This window comes from Allobaculum sp. JKK-2023 (assembly GCF_034745455.1).
Taxonomy (GTDB): domain Bacteria; phylum Bacillota_I; class Bacilli_A; order Erysipelotrichales; family Erysipelotrichaceae; genus Allobaculum.
In genome coordinates, this window is record NZ_JAYERV010000003.1 from 3,373,706 (window position 1) to 3,393,191 (window position 19,486).

11 protein-coding genes are annotated in these 19,486 nt (G+C 46.7%); 7 read left to right on the forward strand and 4 right to left on the reverse strand.

Features of this window, described 5'->3' with window-relative positions:
* Nucleotides 1-152: 152 nt before the first annotated feature.
* The 3 genes from U4956_RS13600 to U4956_RS13610 all read right to left on the reverse strand — a co-directional run bounded on the left by U4956_RS13600 (nucleotide 153) and on the right by U4956_RS13610 (nucleotide 5,251).
* Entirely contained in the window at nucleotides 153-1,631 is a 1,479-nt protein-coding gene (locus U4956_RS13600; RefSeq protein ID WP_323091252.1) for a DUF4317 family protein, read from the reverse strand.
* Between the two features lie 443 nt (nucleotides 1,632-2,074).
* A complete protein-coding gene (gene ppk1 / locus U4956_RS13605) occupies nucleotides 2,075-4,243 on the reverse strand; it encodes a polyphosphate kinase 1 (RefSeq protein WP_323091253.1) in 2,169 nt (722 codons plus the stop codon).
* 141 nt (nucleotides 4,244-4,384) lie between these two features.
* On the reverse strand, nucleotides 4,385-5,251 hold the full coding sequence (locus U4956_RS13610; RefSeq protein ID WP_323091254.1) for a hypothetical protein: 867 nt from the start codon (nucleotides 5,249-5,251) through the stop codon (nucleotides 4,385-4,387).
* Nucleotides 5,252-5,778: 527 nt separating this feature from the next.
* On the opposite strand from U4956_RS13610, the gene cls reads away from it, so the two are divergent.
* Complete coding sequence (gene cls, locus U4956_RS13615; RefSeq protein WP_323091255.1) at nucleotides 5,779-7,323, forward strand: cardiolipin synthase; 1,545 nt, start codon at nucleotides 5,779-5,781, stop codon at nucleotides 7,321-7,323.
* Nucleotides 7,324-7,492: 169 nt separating this feature from the next.
* Here the strand turns inward: cls and U4956_RS13620 are convergent, their stop codons facing one another.
* Entirely contained in the window at nucleotides 7,493-8,869 is a 1,377-nt protein-coding gene (locus tag U4956_RS13620) for a class II fumarate hydratase (RefSeq protein WP_323091256.1), read from the reverse strand.
* Nucleotides 8,870-9,519: 650 nt separating this feature from the next.
* On the opposite strand from U4956_RS13620, the gene U4956_RS13625 reads away from it, so the two are divergent.
* The 6 genes from U4956_RS13625 (at nucleotide 9,520) to U4956_RS13650 (ending at nucleotide 19,483) form a co-directional block, all read left to right on the forward strand.
* The gene (locus U4956_RS13625) at nucleotides 9,520-10,008 is read left to right on the forward strand and encodes a hypothetical protein (protein ID WP_323091257.1); all 489 of its coding nucleotides are present in this window, start codon (nucleotides 9,520-9,522) and stop codon (nucleotides 10,006-10,008) included.
* 306 nt (nucleotides 10,009-10,314) lie between these two features.
* Nucleotides 10,315-12,414 carry a type I pullulanase gene (gene pulA / locus U4956_RS13630; protein ID WP_323091259.1) on the forward strand — a complete coding sequence of 700 codons (2,100 nt, stop codon included), beginning with the start codon at nucleotides 10,315-10,317 and terminating at the stop codon, nucleotides 12,412-12,414.
* Nucleotides 12,415-12,554: 140 nt separating this feature from the next.
* On the forward strand, nucleotides 12,555-12,791 hold the full coding sequence (locus U4956_RS13635; protein ID WP_323091260.1) for a hypothetical protein: 237 nt from the start codon (nucleotides 12,555-12,557) through the stop codon (nucleotides 12,789-12,791).
* A 61-nt stretch (nucleotides 12,792-12,852) separates the two neighbouring features.
* Nucleotides 12,853-14,370, forward strand: a complete 1,518-nt coding sequence (locus U4956_RS13640) for an IMP dehydrogenase (RefSeq protein WP_323091261.1) — start codon at nucleotides 12,853-12,855, stop codon at nucleotides 14,368-14,370.
* A 631-nt stretch (nucleotides 14,371-15,001) separates the two neighbouring features.
* Nucleotides 15,002-16,363: a group II intron reverse transcriptase/maturase gene (gene ltrA, locus U4956_RS13645; protein WP_323091262.1), complete on the forward strand. Its 1,362-nt coding sequence runs from the start codon at nucleotides 15,002-15,004 to the stop codon at nucleotides 16,361-16,363.
* 507 nt (nucleotides 16,364-16,870) lie between these two features.
* Nucleotides 16,871-19,483 carry a hypothetical protein gene (locus tag U4956_RS13650; RefSeq protein WP_323091263.1) on the forward strand — a complete coding sequence of 871 codons (2,613 nt, stop codon included), beginning with the start codon at nucleotides 16,871-16,873 and terminating at the stop codon, nucleotides 19,481-19,483.
* Nucleotides 19,484-19,486: the final 3 nt, after the last annotated feature.

Consider the following 19,486-nt stretch of genomic DNA (forward strand, 5'->3'; position numbering starts at 1 on the left):
AGAATAAGAGAAACAAGAAGACAACAAAACAACAAGAAGAAGACAACAAGAAAGAGCCTGCAGCTGCTTTCCCAATGTGATAGAGGGAAAGGCTGCAGGCTCTGTCTGGTTTTGACCATCCAATCGGATGTTGTCTGCAAATTCTGTCTGTTTTAAAGCTCCGGCTGTCGGTTGAAGTCTATGATGTCCAGATCGTCGAAATGATCTCCATCCACCATGGAATCAGACGCATCTGTCTGGGGGCTGTCCTGAACAGGGGAAGAGAAAGACTCGGTTTCTGGTCGGTTTTCTTCGTCAGTCATGCTGGCCGTTTCAGCAGGACTGGGGCTGGCATCGGACCAGGATTCACTCACGTTTGCCCCTTGTGAAGAGACGGAATCAAAACTGGATGAGGCTGTCGCAAAACCGGAATCAGCCGGGGCAGCTGGAGCCGAAGAAACATGGGATGCTGTTTGTTCGGGTGCTGCATGAATCACATTTACTGATTTTTTCGGACTCTGTAAGTTGGATGGAAGACCTGAAATTTCCAGGCCTTCATCCATTTCAATCACCAGGCAGCGCTTGCCATTGATGGTTTCTGTACGGATCTGTTCGAGGGCATCATCTTTTACACTGATTGAAATTGATGGCGCTTTGAGGGAGATCTTGCCTTTTTCCATCAGGTTGACGGCCGCAACTTCCTGGTCTTCGAGGATTTTTGAATACGCAGAGTCGAAGTGCTGCATGTTTTCGGAATTGGCACCCGAAGCAAGCAAAAGATCTTTAATGCGCGGCTTATCGAGCATGACGACCGAATCTTCCTGAGAGTTTTCGCTGACATAGTCGCTGATGTTTTCATGGAATTTCATGGCGGTGCTGGCTTCCATGCCCTGTGGGAAGACTTCACCGATAACTTTCGCAAATCCTTCGCTCTGTTCTGGGGCAGAAGAGACGAATGGAATATGGAAGAATTCTTCGATCAGCTCAATGTTTGGACTTTTGGCAGCTTTGCAGTGATAGAGAAAATGATTGACATCACTGGCGCGGCTGGAAAAGGATGGATAGAAGATGGCATCAAGCGGCGCGGGGATGATCTGCATTTCATCATTGACTTTACGGGCGACTTCATTGGTGGCCGTGGAATAGTAGAGACCAATATCGGTCAGTCTTGCTTCCGTTATGGCAACAATCATGAAACGGAAAATTGAGTTTTCTTCCAGCACCTCATTGTTCGCGTTGAGTCCTGGGGCTGCATATTCAAAGATTCCCGCTGTGATGTAGACGTTATTGCGGTAGTCGCCTTTTTTGAGCAATTCCACAGCCAGAGCTTTGAATTCGTCTTCTTTTAATAAGGAGCCGTTTTTGTAGTCATAAAAGCGCTTCTGAAGATCTTTGGCCTGGGGATCGGAAGCATCAAAGCCGTATTCAAGCAGGTTTTTGCCTGGCGTGCCCCCAAGACTCTTTTTGAAAATATCGAAATACAGTTCGCCTTCTTCTTTTTCCAGGGTGTCAGGATTGATCAGCCGGGTAAACTGAATCGAAGCTTCACCATCCCGGTTTTTTCCATAGGCTTCCTGAATGCCTTTGAGCAGCAGCTTATCGTTATCAAACTTGAGCTGCTTCTTGATTTCACCAAGTTCTTTTTTATTCATCTGTATGGCGCAATCTATCCTTGCCGGAACAAAGATGGATTGTGCATACCTCCTTTCCAGTGTAAAAACCTGTCACCAGGCTTGTCGTTCTCTTTGATTTCTTTGATTTCTTTGTCGGTCTGGATTTTTCTTCAGAGGTTCAATTTTGTCTTGTGGCCATCGAAAAAAACGGAAGACTGGATCTGTCCAGAGACAAGTATACGAAAAGATCTCTTTAAATGCAGGCTCGACATCGATTCCATCCGGTCAGATCAAGATTCTGCTTTCGAATCTGATCCTGCTTCAATCTGTCCGGATCGGAAAAGAAGGATCCAGAAAAAAGTGAGTGGCCATCACTTGGATGACTTTGCCCAAAACAGAAAAGAGTCCAGTTACAGGCATTCAGGCTTTAAGACAATTTAACCTGAAAACTGGGCTCTTTTGGACAGAGGTTTATTCGCGTTCTATTGCTGTTTCTGCTCTTTATTGCGCAAGAAAAGACGCTGGAACCAGTTTTTCTTTTCTGGTTCTGGGGCCGCCGCTGGAGCAGGGATTGGAGTCGGGGCCGGGATGAAGCGGTTTTCCTTGGCCAGTTCAATAAAGCGCTCTTGCGAGTCGATCATTTCTTCATTGTCCTGATCGACTTTGGTATAAAAGCCGCTTGGCAGCAGCTTTCGGCCTTTGAGGTTATCTCTGAATTCGAGATCAAAGTAATCCACCAGTTCTTTTTTCAGTTCGGGATCCAGAATTTGCACACCGACTTCAACCCGGCGTTCGGTGTTGCGGGTCATAAAGTCAGCCGAAGAAATATAGACTTTCTCGTTTTCTCCTTCACCGAAGATGTAAATCCGTCCATGTTCGAGAAAACGACCGACAATAGAATGAATTTCAACATGATCGGTATAACCGGGAAGGCCAGGAAGCAGACAGCAGATCCCCCGCACGATCATCCGGATTTCGACGCCTGCCTGGCTGGCTTGGGCAATCTTGACGATCAGATCCAGATCCGTGACGGAGTTCATCTTAAACCAGGCTCTTGCCGCTTTTCCTTCTTCAGCCAGTGCAATCTGCTCATCGAGCATGCGGATGACAGCTTCCTTAAGCTTAAAGGGGGAAACGATGAGATTCTGGTATTCCCCCGCAAGGTTGGAGACATTCATGTTCTTGAAAAATTCAGTGGCATCGGATCCGATCTGCGAATTGGAAGTAATCAAGGAAAGATCCGTATACTGATGGCTGGTTTTTTCGTTGTAGTTTCCGGTTCCAATCTGGGTGATCGTCTGAATCTTGTCATCGGACTTCAGAGTGATCAGCATCAGTTTGGAATGGACTTTGTAGTCTTCAAAGCCATAGAAGACATTGACGCCAGATTCTTCCAGACGTTCAGCAGCCTGAATGTTGTTCTGCTCGTCAAAACGGGCGCGAAGCTCCATCAGAACGGTTACGTTCTTGCCATTTTCAGCAGCCCGGCACAGATATTTGACGATCTGGGAGTTCTTGGCCAGACGATAGATTGTAATGGAAATCGACAGGACCCTCTCATCCGAAGCGGCTTCTTTGAGCAGCTGGATAAACAGGCCAATATCCTGATATGGATAGGCCAGCAGGACATCATGGTCCAGAATCTGGTCAATAATCGAAGCGTCAGGATTGAGCCGGCGATCAGTGGCTGGCACCAATGGCTTGTAGGTCAGAGCGCGGCGGATATCGTTGGGGACATCATCAATCAGCTGGAACAGATAAGAAGGATCCAGGGAAGAATGCTTCGAGATGAAAACCTGGGATTTATGCAGATGGAGCTGCTTGCACAGATACTCGAGCGCTTCCGGATCAATGTTCTTGAAAATTTCCAGACGGATCGGGGACAGGCGCAGACGCTTTTTCAGGATGGTTTTCATGTAAGAGCGATAGTCTTCGTCATCTTCGATATCGGCCGCATTCAGGTTGATATCCGCATTGCGGGTGACACGGATGATGGTCTTAAACGGAATCTTGGACTTGGAAAACAGTTTATCGAGCAGAGCGAGAATCACGTTTTCAGCCAGAATAAACTGCGTTTTTTCTTCGTTGAGGTAAATAATGCGCGGCAGATAGCTTGGAATCGGCACAATGCCATATCTTGTTTTTCCATCTTCCAGAATGCGGAAGAAAATATACTGTTCCTTATTGATCAGAAAGGGGAACGGGTGATGGACATCAATAATCTGCGGCGCTAAAAGCGGGGCAAGTTCTTTTTCAAAATAGGTGGTGATGAACTTGTTCTGCTTCTTGTTGAGGCTTTTGAAGGTGAGCGGTTCGATTTGAACTTCGCGCAGGGTTTTGCCTAAATTGCGAGAGATGTTATCGCGCATCTTATACAGGCGCTCAGCCTCCTTGCAGATGGCCTCCAGCTGTTCACTTGGGGACATACCGGATTTGGAGTCGATCTGCTTGTTGTCGACTAAGGACATATCCAGAATACTTCCAGCCCGGACCATGAAAAATTCGTCGAGGTTGGAGGTAAAGATCGCCAGAAACTTCAGGCGTTCGAGCAGCTCAACGCGCGGGTCCGCTGCTTCTTCCAGCACACGCTGGTTAAATTTGAGCCAGGAGATTTCCCGGTTCTGGGTAAAAGGGTATTTTTTGTTTTTCATAATAGGATCACGAGATAAGAATAAAGACGTTCTGTCTTTGGAAGGTTGTTTTGCGGTCGGCTTTGACTGGCTGTATCAGAGCACAGGCTGCCTGGTGGCGAATATGGTCAAGAGGGGTTTCATCTTGACAGATGATGTTTCTTACGCATTGAGCAGGACAATGCTTTTCAATCCAGCAGCCTCGGCCAGGGTATTTAAAAGCAGAACCTGATCAAACAACTGTTCAGTCTGCTGCAAGGTTCGCTGAATGATCGACTCAATATTGATTTTGCGGCTGCTTTCGAGCAGGTGGGCAAGATCACGCAGCAGATGCAGGTTGATTGTATTTTCGGTCGGCTTTATCCAGCCAATTTCCAGAAGAAGTTTTCGAATAGAATTGGATGGATCTTCGATCAGATAGAGCAGAAAACTGGAATCAAACTCTGTCGGCTCCAGCTGACGATGAAAGGATTTGTACAACTTTTTCTGGACGGCATTGAGTTTGTTTTCACTCAAAGAAAAAAGATTGTCTCCTTGAGATTTTCCAAGAATCGCTTCTGCTTCCAGGCACTCACTGAAAGTAAGTTTTCCTTTTGTCAGTCCGAAGAGAAATAGAGATCGCCCGCAAAGAAAACAAATCACTCTTGGATCTTTTTCAGCAGGAATCCGGCTTTCATCAGGATTCTGTTCATCCTGACTCATTCTGGCAACGATCGGACAAACGCCTGGCGTTTTTTGAAGAATTTGAACAATGAATTCAAAATTAGCCAGGAACTGAAAAGCAGGATCGAAAAACAGCCAGAGCCGGTCTGTCTCATACAGACTGACAACGGCCTGCAGCTTGCGGACCATCAACGTGAGTTTTTCCGTTCCAGATTTATCAAGAGCACCATCGCACAGAAAATCAGTCCAGCAGACTTTCTGCCGGATCGTCATCACAGAGAAAACCTGATTGGATCTCACTTCAAAAAGATTCACTTTTATCGCCTTAAGGGACAGAAAACAAAATGCACAAGGATCAGATTGCATGACGGAATCCTCCAATATGAGTATACCGAATTGTGGGAAAAGGAATGGAATATTGCCATGAATTTTGATTTGCAGACGGAAAGAACGGCTTTATTTTTCCCGCTTTGTGAAAAATTCTCCATTCTAGTCATATTCTGTTCCTTCATTTCAAAGAAAGCTGGATCTAAAATCTGTATTCTTGATGGATTGTAAGTTTTCTTTTGACACCAGTCCAGTACAATTGGAACTGAGCCGCTTCATTTTCAAAGAAAATCGCCCTTGCTTTATGCCCTCATAACAGGACAGCTCAGGGGGAGGATGTCCGAATTATACAGGGAGGACAAAAGAAGCCGTTGAAAGCTTTGAACAGGAATCCGGATTCGATAAAGAATCCATCTGGACAGAGATGAAAAACTCTGTCAGGATATTTTGATACGATTTGCCTGTAATCTGCCGTCAGTCTAAAAGATCTTTTGAGTCACGATGACCCAGGGTCCTGGAAAGCTTTGGGCATGCGGCGTTTATAGAGAAGAGGAAGGAGTGGGAATTTGAAATTATTCAAAAAGATTCTGAAATCAAAGGCTCTGTACCTGGGCACTGCTCTGGTGATTCAGCTGCTGATTCTGGTTCTTTTGATGACCTACTTCTCGCACGAGTTTTTACCGATTTACTATTTTATGTTGATTCTGAGTATCATCGTTTCATTTTTCGTCATGAATCGTGACTCAGACTCATCTTCAAAACTTCTGTGGGTATTTATTATCATGGCCCTGCCAATCTTTGGGGGCATGATGTATCTGCTGTTTGGAAACCGCAAGATTCCAAAAGCACTGATGATTCAGGACCGCCAGGCGTATGCCGATTATGCCGCCTATGCCGAACAGAATCTGCAGACACTGGCTAATTCGGGAATTCAGGATCCGACTCTGGCCCGTATGACCTGTATGGCCTGGAATAATGGCTTTTTTCCGGTGTATCCAAGTGAGGGCTGCCATTACTATTCGACAGGTGAAGAACAGTTCCAGGCTTTGATGGATGCCGTCCGAAAAGCCGAGCGCTATATTTTTATTGAAACTTACATTATCGATGAGGGCAGTGTTCTCAATGAACTGCTGGAAGTTCTCGAAGAAAAAGCCCGCAATGGAGTGGATGTCCGCCTGATGTATGACGACTTTGGCTGTATTCTCAATCTGCCGGAAGATTTTGATCAGCAGCTGATGGCTAAGGGGATTAAAGTGCATCGTTTCAATCCGATTCATCCGCAGCTGGCCATCCAGATGAACAATCGTGACCACCGTAAGACGGTCATCATCGATGGCAAAACTGCCTTTACTGGCGGAAGCAACCTGGCTGATGAATACGTCAACCGCATTGAGCGCTTTGGCTACTGGAAAGATATGGGTGTCAGAGTCGATGGGGCAGCTGTTGAACCGTTTATCATTGCATTTTTGCAGATCTGGAACTATTCATCCGATATCAATACGCCTTATGAGCCTTATGTGCAGGACGTTCAGGATCATCCAGCCGACCAGCATGATGGAAGCAATGGCTATGTCCTGCCGTTTTTTGACTCCCCAACCGATGACAAAAACGTGGGGCGCCGGTTTCATCAGAATCTGATCTCCATTGCCAACCATTCCTGCTGGATCACGACACCCTATCTGATTCTCGATACCGAGATGGTTTCCCAGCTTGAGCTGGCGGTTCAGAATGGGGTAGATGTCCGGATTGTTGTACCGGCCATTCCAGATAAGAAGATTGTCTATGAGGTGACCAAAGCCAATGAGGAAATCCTCACTTCCAAGGGGATCAAGGTTTATGAATACACGCCAGGCTTCATCCATGGCAAAGTGACCCTGGTCGATCACAAGCATGCCCTTTGCGGGACAGTGAATATGGATTTCAGGTCCTACTATTCCAACTATGAATGCGGCATGTGGATGTACGATACGAGCTGTATCGACGATATCACCAAGGATTTTGAAAACATCTTTGAAGAGTCTAAACTGGTAACCAATGAAGATTTTGCGAAAACCAATTTCTTTGTTCGCCAGTACCGCCTGTTTTTAAAGGTGTTCTCTCCATTGTTGTAATGATCAGACTGAATCAATCCGTAAAACAATCTGTAAAAATAGAAAAATGGTCCACAAAGCTGAACAAAAAGCTTTGTGGACCATTTATTCTCTATGGGCCTATTCTAATGAACCATATTTGATCAATCCATCAAAGGGCAGCTGGCTCAGAGGGCGCCAGATTCAGGCCTCAGGATCTTGGCTGAACCATTTTTTCTGGACGAACGAGCTCGTCAAACCGCTCTTCAGCAAGCAGATTCAACGCCAGCACTGCTTCTTTTAAAGACAGATTGTGTTCAAAGGCATAGCGGGCTGCTCTGCCGGCATTTTCATAGCCGATGACCGGGTTGAGGCAGGTGACAAGCATTAAGGAATTCTCGAGGTTTTCTTTAGTTTTCTGCTGGTTGACTTTCAGGCCGGCCAGGCAGTTTTTTGTAAAGGATACCAGGGCATCCGCTAACAGGCGAATCGACTGGTTGAGATTGTAGGCAATGACCGGCATAAAGACATTCAGCTCAAAGTTGCCCTGGCTGGCCGCAAAACCGATGGCTGCATCGTTACCCATCACCTGAACGGCGACCATGGTCAGGGCTTCACACTGGGTCGGGTTGATTTTGCCCGGCATGATGGAAGAACCAGGCTCGTTGGCCGGAATTTCCATTTCACCAATGCCGCAGCGCGGGCCGCTGACAAGCCATCGGATGTCGTTGGCCATCTTCATGGCGTTGGCCGCCAGGCCTTTTAAGGCACCGGAAAAGAAGACACAGGCATCTTTGGAAGTCAGGGCATGGAAGAAGTTTGGATCTGATTTGAAATGGATGCCGGTCATGTTATCGAGAATCGCACAGACATCTCCTCCAAAGTTTTTTGGGGCATTCAGGCCGGTGCCAACCGCGGTAGCACCGATGGCCAGTTCATGAAGGGCTGGCAGGGCGGCTTCGATATGAAGCTTGGAATGCTCCATCATTGAACGCCAGCCGCTGATTTCATCACTGACATATAAGGGTGTTGCATCCTGTAAGTGGGTGCGGCCGATTTTAATGATGCCTTCGTTGGCTTTTTCAAGGTCTTTGAGAACGTCAATGATCTGCTCTAAAGCGGGCATAAGCAGATTGCGCACTTCGAGTGAAGCCATAATATGAAGCGCCGAAGGGAAGGTATCGTTAGAAGACTGCGAGCAGTTGACGATATCATTGGGATGTAAAAGGTCTGCACCCGCTTCCTGGTTGCCAACGTGGGTGATGACTTCATTGACATTCATATTGGTCTGGGTGCCGGATCCAGTTTGCCAGATGGCAAGCGGGAACTGATCATACAGATCCCCATTTAAAATCTGACGGCAGACCGAAACGATGGCTTCTTTCTGAAACGGCGAGATTTTCTTCTGTCGTTCATTGACGATGGCACAGGCCATTTTCAGATAGGCAAACGCGTCAATCAGCGTATGGGGCATCTTTTCGGTTCCAATCTTGAAGTTTTCAAAAGAACGCTGGGTCTGGGACATCCAGCAGGCATCAGCAGGAACTTTGACTTCTCCAAGTACATCGTGTTCAATTCTGTATTCCATAGAATCCATAAATTTCCTTTCCACAATCCGCATCAATTGAGCGGGTTTGATTTCATAAAGTATCACTTTTGATTGTATCGACTTTTTTTCAAAGAACCACTGATGCAAAGAAGATTGGGATTTTGCAGGCAGGTTAAAAGCCGGATTGTTTCCTGCCAATCTTTCAGATGCAGTCTGAGCTGTCATTGTCGTCTCTGTTTCTGTTTTATTTTTTTTGCTTTGGAATGTGTCTTTCTGTTCCATCTGGCTTCGTTTTAAAGGCTGCCCAGATTTGAAAATGCGGTTTTTGGCTGTGATCTTTTCCTTTTGCGGATTGCAGAAGTTGCAAAATTCGTTTTTCTTTTTGCAGCGCTCGTGAATTTGATGGAGAAATGGGCGGGAGAGTGAGCCTGGATGCGGACCATGGTGAAAAAATTGCCCGACAATAAAGATGCTGCCTGTAAATTACGATGGACTAAAACGGAACAGGATCGAATTGTTTTTGTTTTTTTGACTGTTCTTTGTACAGCGACAGGGTCGGGCAGGGCTTTGGAAGGACCAATTCAATTTCTGTTTTGGAAGTGAACATTTCACGGGAATCTGTATAAAAATAGATTGCCATAATCAGACAACGGGCGTTCAATTTTTACGAAAAAGGTGAAGATCAAAGTTTGCACGCAAAATTTCCACCTGAAAATTACGGCTTCGCAAGCGGATACAAAAGTCATCTTTTCCAACAGGCGTCAGCAGGGATAACGGCCAGAAAAAGGGGGATAATAAATCTCAGAGTTGTTTCCTGGATCAGGAAAACAAATCAATGTTCTGCTGCTCAAAAAGAAAGAGAATTGAATCAGAAGGAATGGGCATCAGAATGGAAAATGAATGCAACAGACAGAAACCAGCCATGCATATTGCCGCACATACAGGAAAATTTTCATCTAAGTGACAAATCCTCTGACAATTTGTGCAAACCGATTTCACCTGGATCGTTTACATTAAAAACGGACTGGCCTTTTCATTTGTTCACTGTTCTCTTTTTTCTTTCAAGCAGATCAGACGGAATTTTAAAAGCCGACAAGGCCGTCCTTTCTTTGAAAAGAGAGCAATTTTCCATAATTAAAGAACAGAATCCACGCCGCATGGATTCGCAGATTTTTTAACTTTCTTGCTTTGGACAAAAAATGAGGATAGTATTTTCTTCTGTTTTGAGTACCTGTAAGGACAGGAAAGAGCGGATTGCTGAAATTGCACAATTTGCAATCGTCAACATTTTCAAAGACCTGTCTGCTCAAATCAGGAAAAAGGCTGAATACGCTTATAATCAAAGTAAAGAGACTGAACTCTTTCTATAAACAAACTGAATAACAAATACGGACTATCAAATCAGAATTCAATGAAAATCAATCAAAATCAAAACGATGCTGGCGGCCCAAAGGCTGCTTATGGCACTTTAAGGAGTTGGACAAATGAGGATGAAAGATCGGCTGGAATGCTACATTGACGGCTATTCCACAGTGAATATCTATATGATTAATGATTTTTATCAGGGACAGTCCAAAACCTTCCATCTTAAAGATCAAGAGGGAAATCTGGTGCCGCTGACAATCAAAACAAAAGAAGACGAGGGCGATTACGTTCATTACACATGCGCCGTGGATGGCGAAATCGAAGTGGGAAAAGACTATCTCATGTACGAAGAACATGCCCAATACTGCCCCGCGCAGTTTTCGCATATCGTCAAGACTCCGGAATTCAACGCCAAATATATTCCTGACGAAAGCGTAAAACCCGGAATTGTATATACCCCTGAAAAGACAACCTTCACCGTATGGGCTCCAACAGCCAACTGGGTTTCGGTTGTTCTGCATTTTCCTGACGGGGATCGCATTGAAGCGATGAAACGGGAAAGCCATGGCATCTGGAGCACAGAAGTCAAGGGAGACTTACGCAAAGTTCTGTACACCTATCGGCTCAAGGTGAATGGCACCATTCAGGAGTGCCTCGATCCATGGAACCCGTTTACTGGCATCAATACCACCGTCAGCCAGGTCAATGATCTGTCGCTGCTAAATCTGGCCAAAAAAGTTCCCACCCCACCCATGGAACAGGATACCGATGCGATTGTTTATGAAACATCGATCCGCGATATGACCTCGCAAAAACACAATGGCTTTACCCACCCGCGCACCTTTGAAGCGTTTACGGAAGAAAATGAAACCACAAAGCGTCTGATGACTGGCTTTTCCTATTTAAAGACACTTGGTGTCAGTCACATTCAGATTATGCCGGTCAATGATTTTGGCAGTGTAGATGAAGAATACCCAGGCCTCTATTACAACTGGGGCTATGATCCAATGCACTACCGCTCGTTTGAAGGATCCTTCTCAACCGATCCATATGGTCCTGAAAAACGGATTGTCGAGTTTGCCAGACTCGTTTCGGATCTGCATGCGGCCGGCCTGAAAGTGAATCTTGACCTGGTGTATAACCATGTCTGGAAGCGGGAAGAGTTTGCGCTCGACCAGCTTGTGCCGGATTACTTTTTCCTGATGGATTCCAATGGCAACTATTCCAATGGATCCTTCTGCGGAAATGACATTGATACGCGTCCGGAAATGAGCCGCCGCTATTTTCTGGATACCATCAAAATGTTAGTGGATGTCTTTGATATTGATGGCATTCGTTTTGATTTGATGGGTGTCCTTGACTACAACCTGGTCAATGAAATCGCCGAATACGCGAAATCGAAAAAACCAGACTTCATGATTTATGGCGAAGGCTGGGATATGCCAAGCTTTGTACCGCCAGAATTGCGGGCTTCCCAGAACAACCAGGCCAAAATGCCAAATGTCGGCCAGTTTTCAGATCGTTTCCGGGAAGTAATCCGGGGCAGCAATGACCAGCTCGATCAGGCGGGTTATTCCAATGGCAATCTTGCCCGGATCCACGATGCCAAGCAGGTGATGCGTGCCAGTTTGTTTGAAAATCGTTTTGATCAGCCATTTAAAGCGATCAACTACGTCGAATGCCATGATAACCATACGATGTGGGATAAAAACCGGGCCGTCTGCAATGGCCAGCCCCGCTCAATCCGCATGAAACGCCAGACGCTGGCAACCGCCATGGTTTTACTGGCCCAGGGAACCCCGTTTATCCACTGTGGCCAGGAGTTTGGCCGGACCAAGCAGGGCCTTGGCAATACGTATAACTGCTCCGATCATTACAATATGATCGACTACCATCGCCGCAATGAATTTGAGAATGTGGTGGACCAGTTCAAGGCTCTTGTCAAACTGCGCAAGGAACATCCATCGTTCCGTCTCAACACCAAAGAAAAAATTGAAGCCTGCGTGCAGACTGAAACCATCGACGACAAGGTTCTGGTCTACAAAACCTCGGATGGCACGGAAAGACTGATTACGTTCTTTAACCCGGCAAATGAATCGTTTGAATATCGTCTGCCCAACCAGGGCAGAGTTCTCTTTGACAGTGAGAACCTCAACCCGGATCAGACCGATTTCATCCGGATCCCGCCTCTTTCGGTCATCAGCGTTCAGCTGGCCTGATCGGATTTTTGATCGCGGTACGAATGAAAATGAAACCCTGCAAAGATTCTGTTTCTGAAATGGATCTTTCATAGATTTTTTGAGTCGATTTTTTTCAAGATCCAGCCTTCGAAAACGGCGTTTTTGAGGCTGGATTTTTTATGCGTTTTGATGACAGTTCAGACAGATCGATCAAAAAGATGCAGAAAACCAACCGAAAAGGATACTGCCAGGAAGAGGAGGTCTGCGCGAAGAAAAGATTGCCTGACAATGGGCACGCTTTCAGGGCGCAACTCAATCCAGCTCAACGTGCACTGAAAGTGAAAGAGCCTGAAATTTCGGCTTTTTCAAAGACGGCCGGCTGGTCAGCTCGCTGTTTGACAGCTGGCACAAGATGACTAAAATAAGGAAAATACATTTTTCAGATTCTGTTGAAAACGATAGGGAGGAAACAAATCCATGGCAAAATTTTTCAAGGAACCATCCAGAACGTTTGCGGAATACCTGCTTGTCCCAGGGTATACCGGACCTGAAGACACACCCGATAAAGTCAGCCTGAAAACACCGCTGGTCAAATTCAGACGCGGTGAAACACCAGCACTGTCGTTAAATATTCCTTTAACCTCTGCGGTGATGCAGTCCGTTTCCGGACCGGAACTGGCTGTTGCACTGGCACGTGAAGGCGGCATTTCGTTCATCTTTGGCAGCCAGTCTATCGAAAGCCAGGCCAACATGATCCGCCAGGTCAAAGCCACCAAAGCCGGCTTTACCGGATCTGACTCCAACATCTCTCCAGATGCAACTCTGCGTGACGTCATCCGTCTGCGCCAGGAAACTGGCCACTCCACAATGGCTGTTACCGACAATGGTAAAAAAGATGGTGTGCTCGTCGGCATCCTGACTTCCCGTGACTTCCGTGAATCCAGAATCGATCTGGACAATACCCTCGTTAAAGAAGTGATGACTCCGTACGACAAGCTGATCGTCGGCAAAGATGGCATCACACTGTCCGAAGCCAATGATATGATCTGGGATCATAAACTGAACCAGCTGCCAATTGTCGATGACGAAAGACACTTAAAAGCATTCGTTTTCCGTAAAGACTATGAACAACACAAAGAGAACCCAAATGAAGTTCTCGATAACGACAAGCGCTATCTGGTCGGTGCGGGCATCAACTCTCGTGACTATAAAGAAAGAATCCCGGCTCTGATTGAAGCGGGTGCTGATATCCTGGTCATCGACTCTTCTGAAGGATATTCCTGCTGGCAGGCTGAAACCATCAAATGGGTTCGGGATACTTACGGTGACACCGTTAAAATCGGTGCGGGCAACGTTGTTGATGCCGATGGCTTCCGCTTCCTTGCCGATGCTGGCGCAGATTTCGTTAAAATTGGAATCGGCGGCGGCTCCATCTGTATCACCCGTGAACAGAAGGGAATTGGCCGTGGTCAGGCCACTGCAACCATCGAAGTCGCTAAAGCCCGTGATGAATACTTCGAAGAAACTGGCGTATACGTTCCCATCTGCTCTGATGGCGGTATCGTTCAGGACTACCATATGACGCTGGCTTTAGCATTTGGTGCTGACTTCTGTATGCTGGGCCGCTACTTTGCCCGCTTCAAAGAATCGCCCAGCAAGATCGTTACGATCAACGGCAGCTATATGAAAGAGTACTGGGGCGAAGGTTCTGCCCGAGCCAGAAACTGGCAGCGTTATGATGTCGGCGGGGATGGCGGAAAAATGTCCTTTGTTGAGGGTGTTGATTCCTATGTTCCATATGCCGGCGCATTGGCTGATAACGTAGGTCTGACGATCTCCAAGATCAAGCACACCATGTGCAACTGTGGATTCACCAATCTGCGTGATTTCCAGAAAAATGCCAAAGTGACTCTGGTTTCTGCGGCTTCTATTTCTGAAGGCGGTGCGCATGACGTTCTCGTTCATGACGACAAGCTTGATGCTTCTCAGCACTGATCGATAATGTCCATCAGCAGATCAACGGATTCTCTTTACATCCGCTGCAACCCTATTTCTTTTTCCATCCAAGGTTTCCTGACTCCAGGAAACCTTTTTTTGGTGTGCCCGGCATGGCACACATCTAGGTGGTGAAAGTCCACTATGGGAGCGTATCATCGCAACCGCTAACCATTAGCCTGAGGCAAGGGGTCAACTGGCAACAGAACTTTGAAAGAAGCTAAAGGCAAACTTCCGGCCCGAGGAACACGAATCGTATAAGGCCAACAGACGAAGACGAGCGTGCCGAACAGCGCAAATCTTAATAGTTGCGGAGAACTGTCTGGGGTAAATGCGGCGGGTATATGGAAGAAAAGATGTGTGACCTTACCCGGGGAGATCCTGTCAGCGAAGAAGTCCGCCAAGCCACCGCGGCATTCTTGGTAGTAACAACGAATGGCAGGAAGTCAGCAGAGGCCATAGTAGCGAGGAAGTCCCGTAATGGGGACGGAGCGAAGGGCCGAACGTACTAATCAGCTGTAACAATCAATAATGCATTTCGTGCGTACAAGTCCGCAGGAAGGACAAACCCAGAAGCCTGAAAATGAGTAGGGGAGGGCAGCACGGAATCACGTCAGAGAAAGGAGCAGCCATGGAACAATTATCACTATTCGGTACCGAGCTTCTGACAATGCAGGAAATATTCTCCATGGAGAATATGACCAGAGCATGGAAGCAGGTTCGAAAGAATGGAGGGGCCGCAGGTATAGATGGCATCAGAGCCAGACAGCTGCCGCCCTGCCCGTCAGAATATTGGGAAGAGCTGAGAAGCGATATTCTCAACGGCACCTATCAACCTGCACCGGCCAAAAGAGTAGATATTCCCAAGCCGGACGGAACGAAGAGGGGGCTGAATATTCCCACAGCCAGAGACAGAGTCGTACAGGCCTGCCTTGCCAACTATTTTGACTATGCCAAAGACTTCGATATGAGCGCAGGCTCATTCGGGTTCAGAAAACACAAAAGATGCGAACAGGCAATCCTTAGAGGCCTTGAGTTCATGAACGACGGGTATGACTGGATTGTCGATATCGACCTGAGAAAATTCTTCGATACAGTAGACCAAGATAGACTAATCCGACTGATTGACAACACCTTCAAAAACAGTGCCGTAACAGCACTGACAAGAAAATTCATTACCGCCGGGGTAAAGATCAAGGGAGAAGTGGTCAAAACGGAAGTCGGAATTCCACAGGGCGGCCCGTTGTCACCGGTACTGGCAAATTTATTCCTCGACCAAGCTGATAAAGAACTTGAGAAAAGAGGGTTAAACTTCACAAGATATGCGGATGATATGCTCATCTATGTCAGATCAGAAGCTGCAGCGAACAGAGTTATGAAATCATATAGTAACTTCCTGGAAAAGAAGCTGAAACTGATTGTTAATACAACGAAATCTAAAGTCGCCAGACCTAATGAAATCAAATATCTGGGCTTTGGATTCAAGGTAAACAAGGGTAAATGGACAGCGACAGCCCACCTGAAGTCCCTGGAGAGTCTTAATGAGAAAATCATCGAGCTAACAAAGAGAAACTGGAGCATCGCCCTGAACGACCGAATTACGAAGGTCAACCAGGCCATCCAAGGATGGTGTAACTACTTCAGATCAGCGTATATTCCCAAAAGCCAGATGAGAAAACTGGACCAGAGACTAAGACGCAGGATCAGAAGCATCATATGGAAGCAGTGGAAGAGCATCAAAAAGAAGGAATGGGGCTTGATCAAGTTGGGATGTCCCAAAGACAAAGCCCATTCCTATGCGTGTGCCAGACAGGGATACGTGCGATGCTCAAGAACATTCTTGAATAGGTATATCAAAAACGAGCATCTGAAAAGAAAGGGCCTCCAAGCCATTGAGGACTACTTCACACAGATCTCAACACAGTTTCATGAGGCATTAGAACGAACCGCCCGGTGCCGATCGGCATGCCGTGGTGGTGTGAGAGGGGCTTAGATGCTACCTACTCGATTCAGAGCGCAAAGAGAAAATATATGAAAGAAAATATATGAAGTCTGAAAAGAATATGACAAGAATTCAAAAAACAGGCTCTTACGCAAATATTGTGTTTAGCTATCATCATTATTATCGACGATAGCAATTGCCGCTAAGCCCAATAACCCAAGATGCGATAGGCCAACTCATCTCGAATTAGGTATTGATTATTTAATCAACAATATGAATGATGCAAGCTTATTCATTCGCTAGGATTACTCGTGTTAAAAACTACATTTGCGTAAGATCCAAAAAACAAGGATGGAAAATATGCCCGGATCTGTTTAAAAAGATGAAGAAACGAAAAACTCACCATCCCAAAACAGCAGGGAATCCTCTCTCAAATCGGTGGTGAGTTGCCATGAATGCTAAAGAAAAAAGAAATTCGTCAAAAACACGTGTCGCTCAGAGAATTTATGGATACCATAGAGAGGTACACCGCTGAAAGCGGTTAGAAAGGTTTGACCTATGGAAACATATGTTGGAGAAATTAAGGTCAGCAGTAAGAACGGGTATTATGTCAATTTTTATCCCGGCTACCGGCTGGTTGGAGACGAATTTGTATATCTGTCCCAGTCGGACATTCGCAGGCTTTTACCAGAATCACAGTATTTAAACATTAACCTGGTTTCCACCTCACCCAGCTTTTCTTTAGAAGATCTGTTTCAGGATGGAGACGATATTTTGCTTGATTTTTCTTTTGATGATTTACAGCCCAATTTAAAAGCGGACGGCTTTCGCTATCCGACAGCGTGGAAGCTGGATGTTTCCCGCAACTTTGGTTCAACCGTAAGACGGATGGAAGATTTAGGCCTGTATTACGTTTTGGACAGAGAAGCCATTGAAGGGGACTGGAAAACCGATCGCTGTCTTTGGATTGATTCTCCCAATGTCAATGAAGGCATGGAAATTCTCATTCCGATTGAAGAGTCCAATGTTCTGATCGGACCGTATAAAGTTCGTTATGACGAGGACCGGGACCTGTTTTTTGTCTGGCCAAATCCGGAAAAAACCAATCATCTGATTCACGGCTATGAATATGCAAACGGCATTCCCAGCCACTATGTTGTACTGGACCAGGAAGATGTCACTAGAAGCTATGCCCCGATTGCCGGCGATGACATCACTCCTTACGCTTATGATCTGATTTCACTGGAGGATCTGATTGACAACTTTAAAGAGACAATGAAACGACGCATGTCCAATAAATACCGCTTTGATGAGCAGGCAGCGTCCTCCATGATCAGTGTGTATACCAACAGTCTGCTTTCAGGCGGAACAGTCTCCAAAGAAGTCGCAAAGGCAAGAGCTCGGAAACTGGAAGATGTTCTCAGTTCGACCGAGCGCTTTGATGCCACTCTTGACCAGATCGGAAAACTCGTCGGCAGTCTGCTTTTGAACTTTCAGGATCAGCAGGTTTATGCCTCTGTGATCCGGGCACTGAGTGAAGATGAAGATTTCTTAGACCAGATTGGAACCTTCCGTGAATTCGCTGCGCTTGAAACCAAATACAAAAGTGAACTGAATACTCTGTCCAGACAGAAAGCTGCACTGACTGAGCAGGTGGCTGAACTGGAGCGGCTCAACCCGGCAAGGCGTCTGGAAGAATACAACAACCAGATTGCCCACCTTGAACAGGTCCGCCAGTCTTCAGAACAGCGGCTGCAGGAAATTTTGCGCACGACTGGTCTTGCCAGCAATCTGGCCGATCTCGAACGGCAAAGCGAATATCTCGAGGCTGAAAATTCCCGCAAGCTTCAACAAAGCAACCAGTTAAGCATGCGGCTGGAAGGCCTGCAGGAACAGTTAGATTCCATCCTGGCCAATTCCGCCAGTAAAGTGCTGGAAATGACCTTCGATAATCTAATTTCCGAACGCTTCCTCGAACAGACAGCCAGAAGCCAGCAGCGGCAGATGAAAGAAGAATATGCCATGGCCGCCAAAGCCATTGCGACTCTTCCGGTTTCCACACTGGATGCCGCCCAAACCATTTTGCAGCTTAAGCACAGCTTCCGCCAGCGGCGCCCGGAATATACGGATAATGAAATCCTTAACGTACTGATCTGTCTGAGCCAGTCATTTCTGACGATTTTTACCGGCCGGCCAGGATCTGGCAAAACTTCACTCAACGAAATCACTGCCGATGTGCTCAGTCTGTGCCAGCCGGAGGCACTGCGTCTCAATCATCCGGATTTTCCCTACTGCGGCCGGTTTGTTTCGATCAGTGTGGAGCGCGGGTGGACCAGCCGGCGCGATCTGATCGGATTCTATAACTCGCTGACTCGAACGTTTGATAAAGCCAGTCCAGAGCTGTTTGATCTGCTTTCGATTCTGGATATGGAATCTCGAAGTCCACACCAGGAAAAAATGCTTCCAGCCCTTGTTTTGCTGGATGATGCCAACTTATCGAGCATGGAATACTATTGGGCCGACTTCATGGCGATGGATCAGGATGATCCAGGCCTCGTGCGCGGCACGCTCAATCTGGGTGAGGGCTATCGGCTTGCAATTCCACAGGCTCTTCATTTTGCAGCCACGATTCAAAACGATCACACCACCGAGCCGATTTCTTCCAGACTGTTAGACCGGGCCTTTGTCATCTCTATGCCTGAACATAACATCACTCTGGATGCCGGCCTGATCCAGGCGGCTGCAGGCAGTGTTCTGGAGGAGCAGTTATTTACTTTCGATCAGCTCCAGGAGGCTTTTGAACCTCTCGAAACCACTCTGGACTTGCCAGAATCTCTTGAAGCTTTGTTCAGACAGGCTCAGACTCTCTTTACTCAAGCCGGTGTTCCTGTTTCCATCCGTTCACAGCTGGCGATGCGCCGCTATATTCTGAGTGGGGCGCGCTGGTTTGAAGCGGAAAGTGAACTGCGTCCGGGCGCCCTGGTTGCATTAGACTATGCGATTTTACAGAGAATGATGCCATCACTCAACGGCACCTCGGAGCGCTTTCGTCAGCTGCTCGCCGAGATGCTGGACTTCTTCAAAGAAAACAATCTGTCCCTTTGCCAAGCTAAGCTGGAAGAAATCATGGAGAAAGGGGACGACTCCATGCAGTATTACCAGTTCTTCTGATGC

Excerpts from the sequence above, each read along its gene's own strand:
- U4956_RS13600 (WP_323091252.1), bottom strand. The coding sequence starts at position 1,631 with ATGAATAAAAAAGAACTTGGTGAAATCAAGAAGCAGCTCAAGTTTGAT.
- ppk1 (WP_323091253.1), bottom strand. The coding sequence starts at position 4,243 with ATGAAAAACAAAAAATACCCTTTTACCCAGAACCGGGAAATCTCCTGG.
- U4956_RS13610 (WP_323091254.1), bottom strand. The coding sequence starts at position 5,251 with ATGCAATCTGATCCTTGTGCATTTTGTTTTCTGTCCCTTAAGGCGATA.
- U4956_RS13620 (WP_323091256.1), bottom strand. The coding sequence starts at position 8,869 with ATGGAATACAGAATTGAACACGATGTACTTGGAGAAGTCAAAGTTCCT.
- pulA (WP_323091259.1), top strand. The coding sequence starts at position 10,315 with ATGAGGATGAAAGATCGGCTGGAATGCTACATTGACGGCTATTCCACA.
- U4956_RS13635 (WP_323091260.1), top strand. The coding sequence starts at position 12,555 with ATGCGTTTTGATGACAGTTCAGACAGATCGATCAAAAAGATGCAGAAA.
- U4956_RS13640 (WP_323091261.1), top strand. The coding sequence starts at position 12,853 with ATGGCAAAATTTTTCAAGGAACCATCCAGAACGTTTGCGGAATACCTG.
- ltrA (WP_323091262.1), top strand. The coding sequence starts at position 15,002 with ATGGAACAATTATCACTATTCGGTACCGAGCTTCTGACAATGCAGGAA.
- U4956_RS13650 (WP_323091263.1), top strand. The coding sequence starts at position 16,871 with ATGGAAACATATGTTGGAGAAATTAAGGTCAGCAGTAAGAACGGGTAT.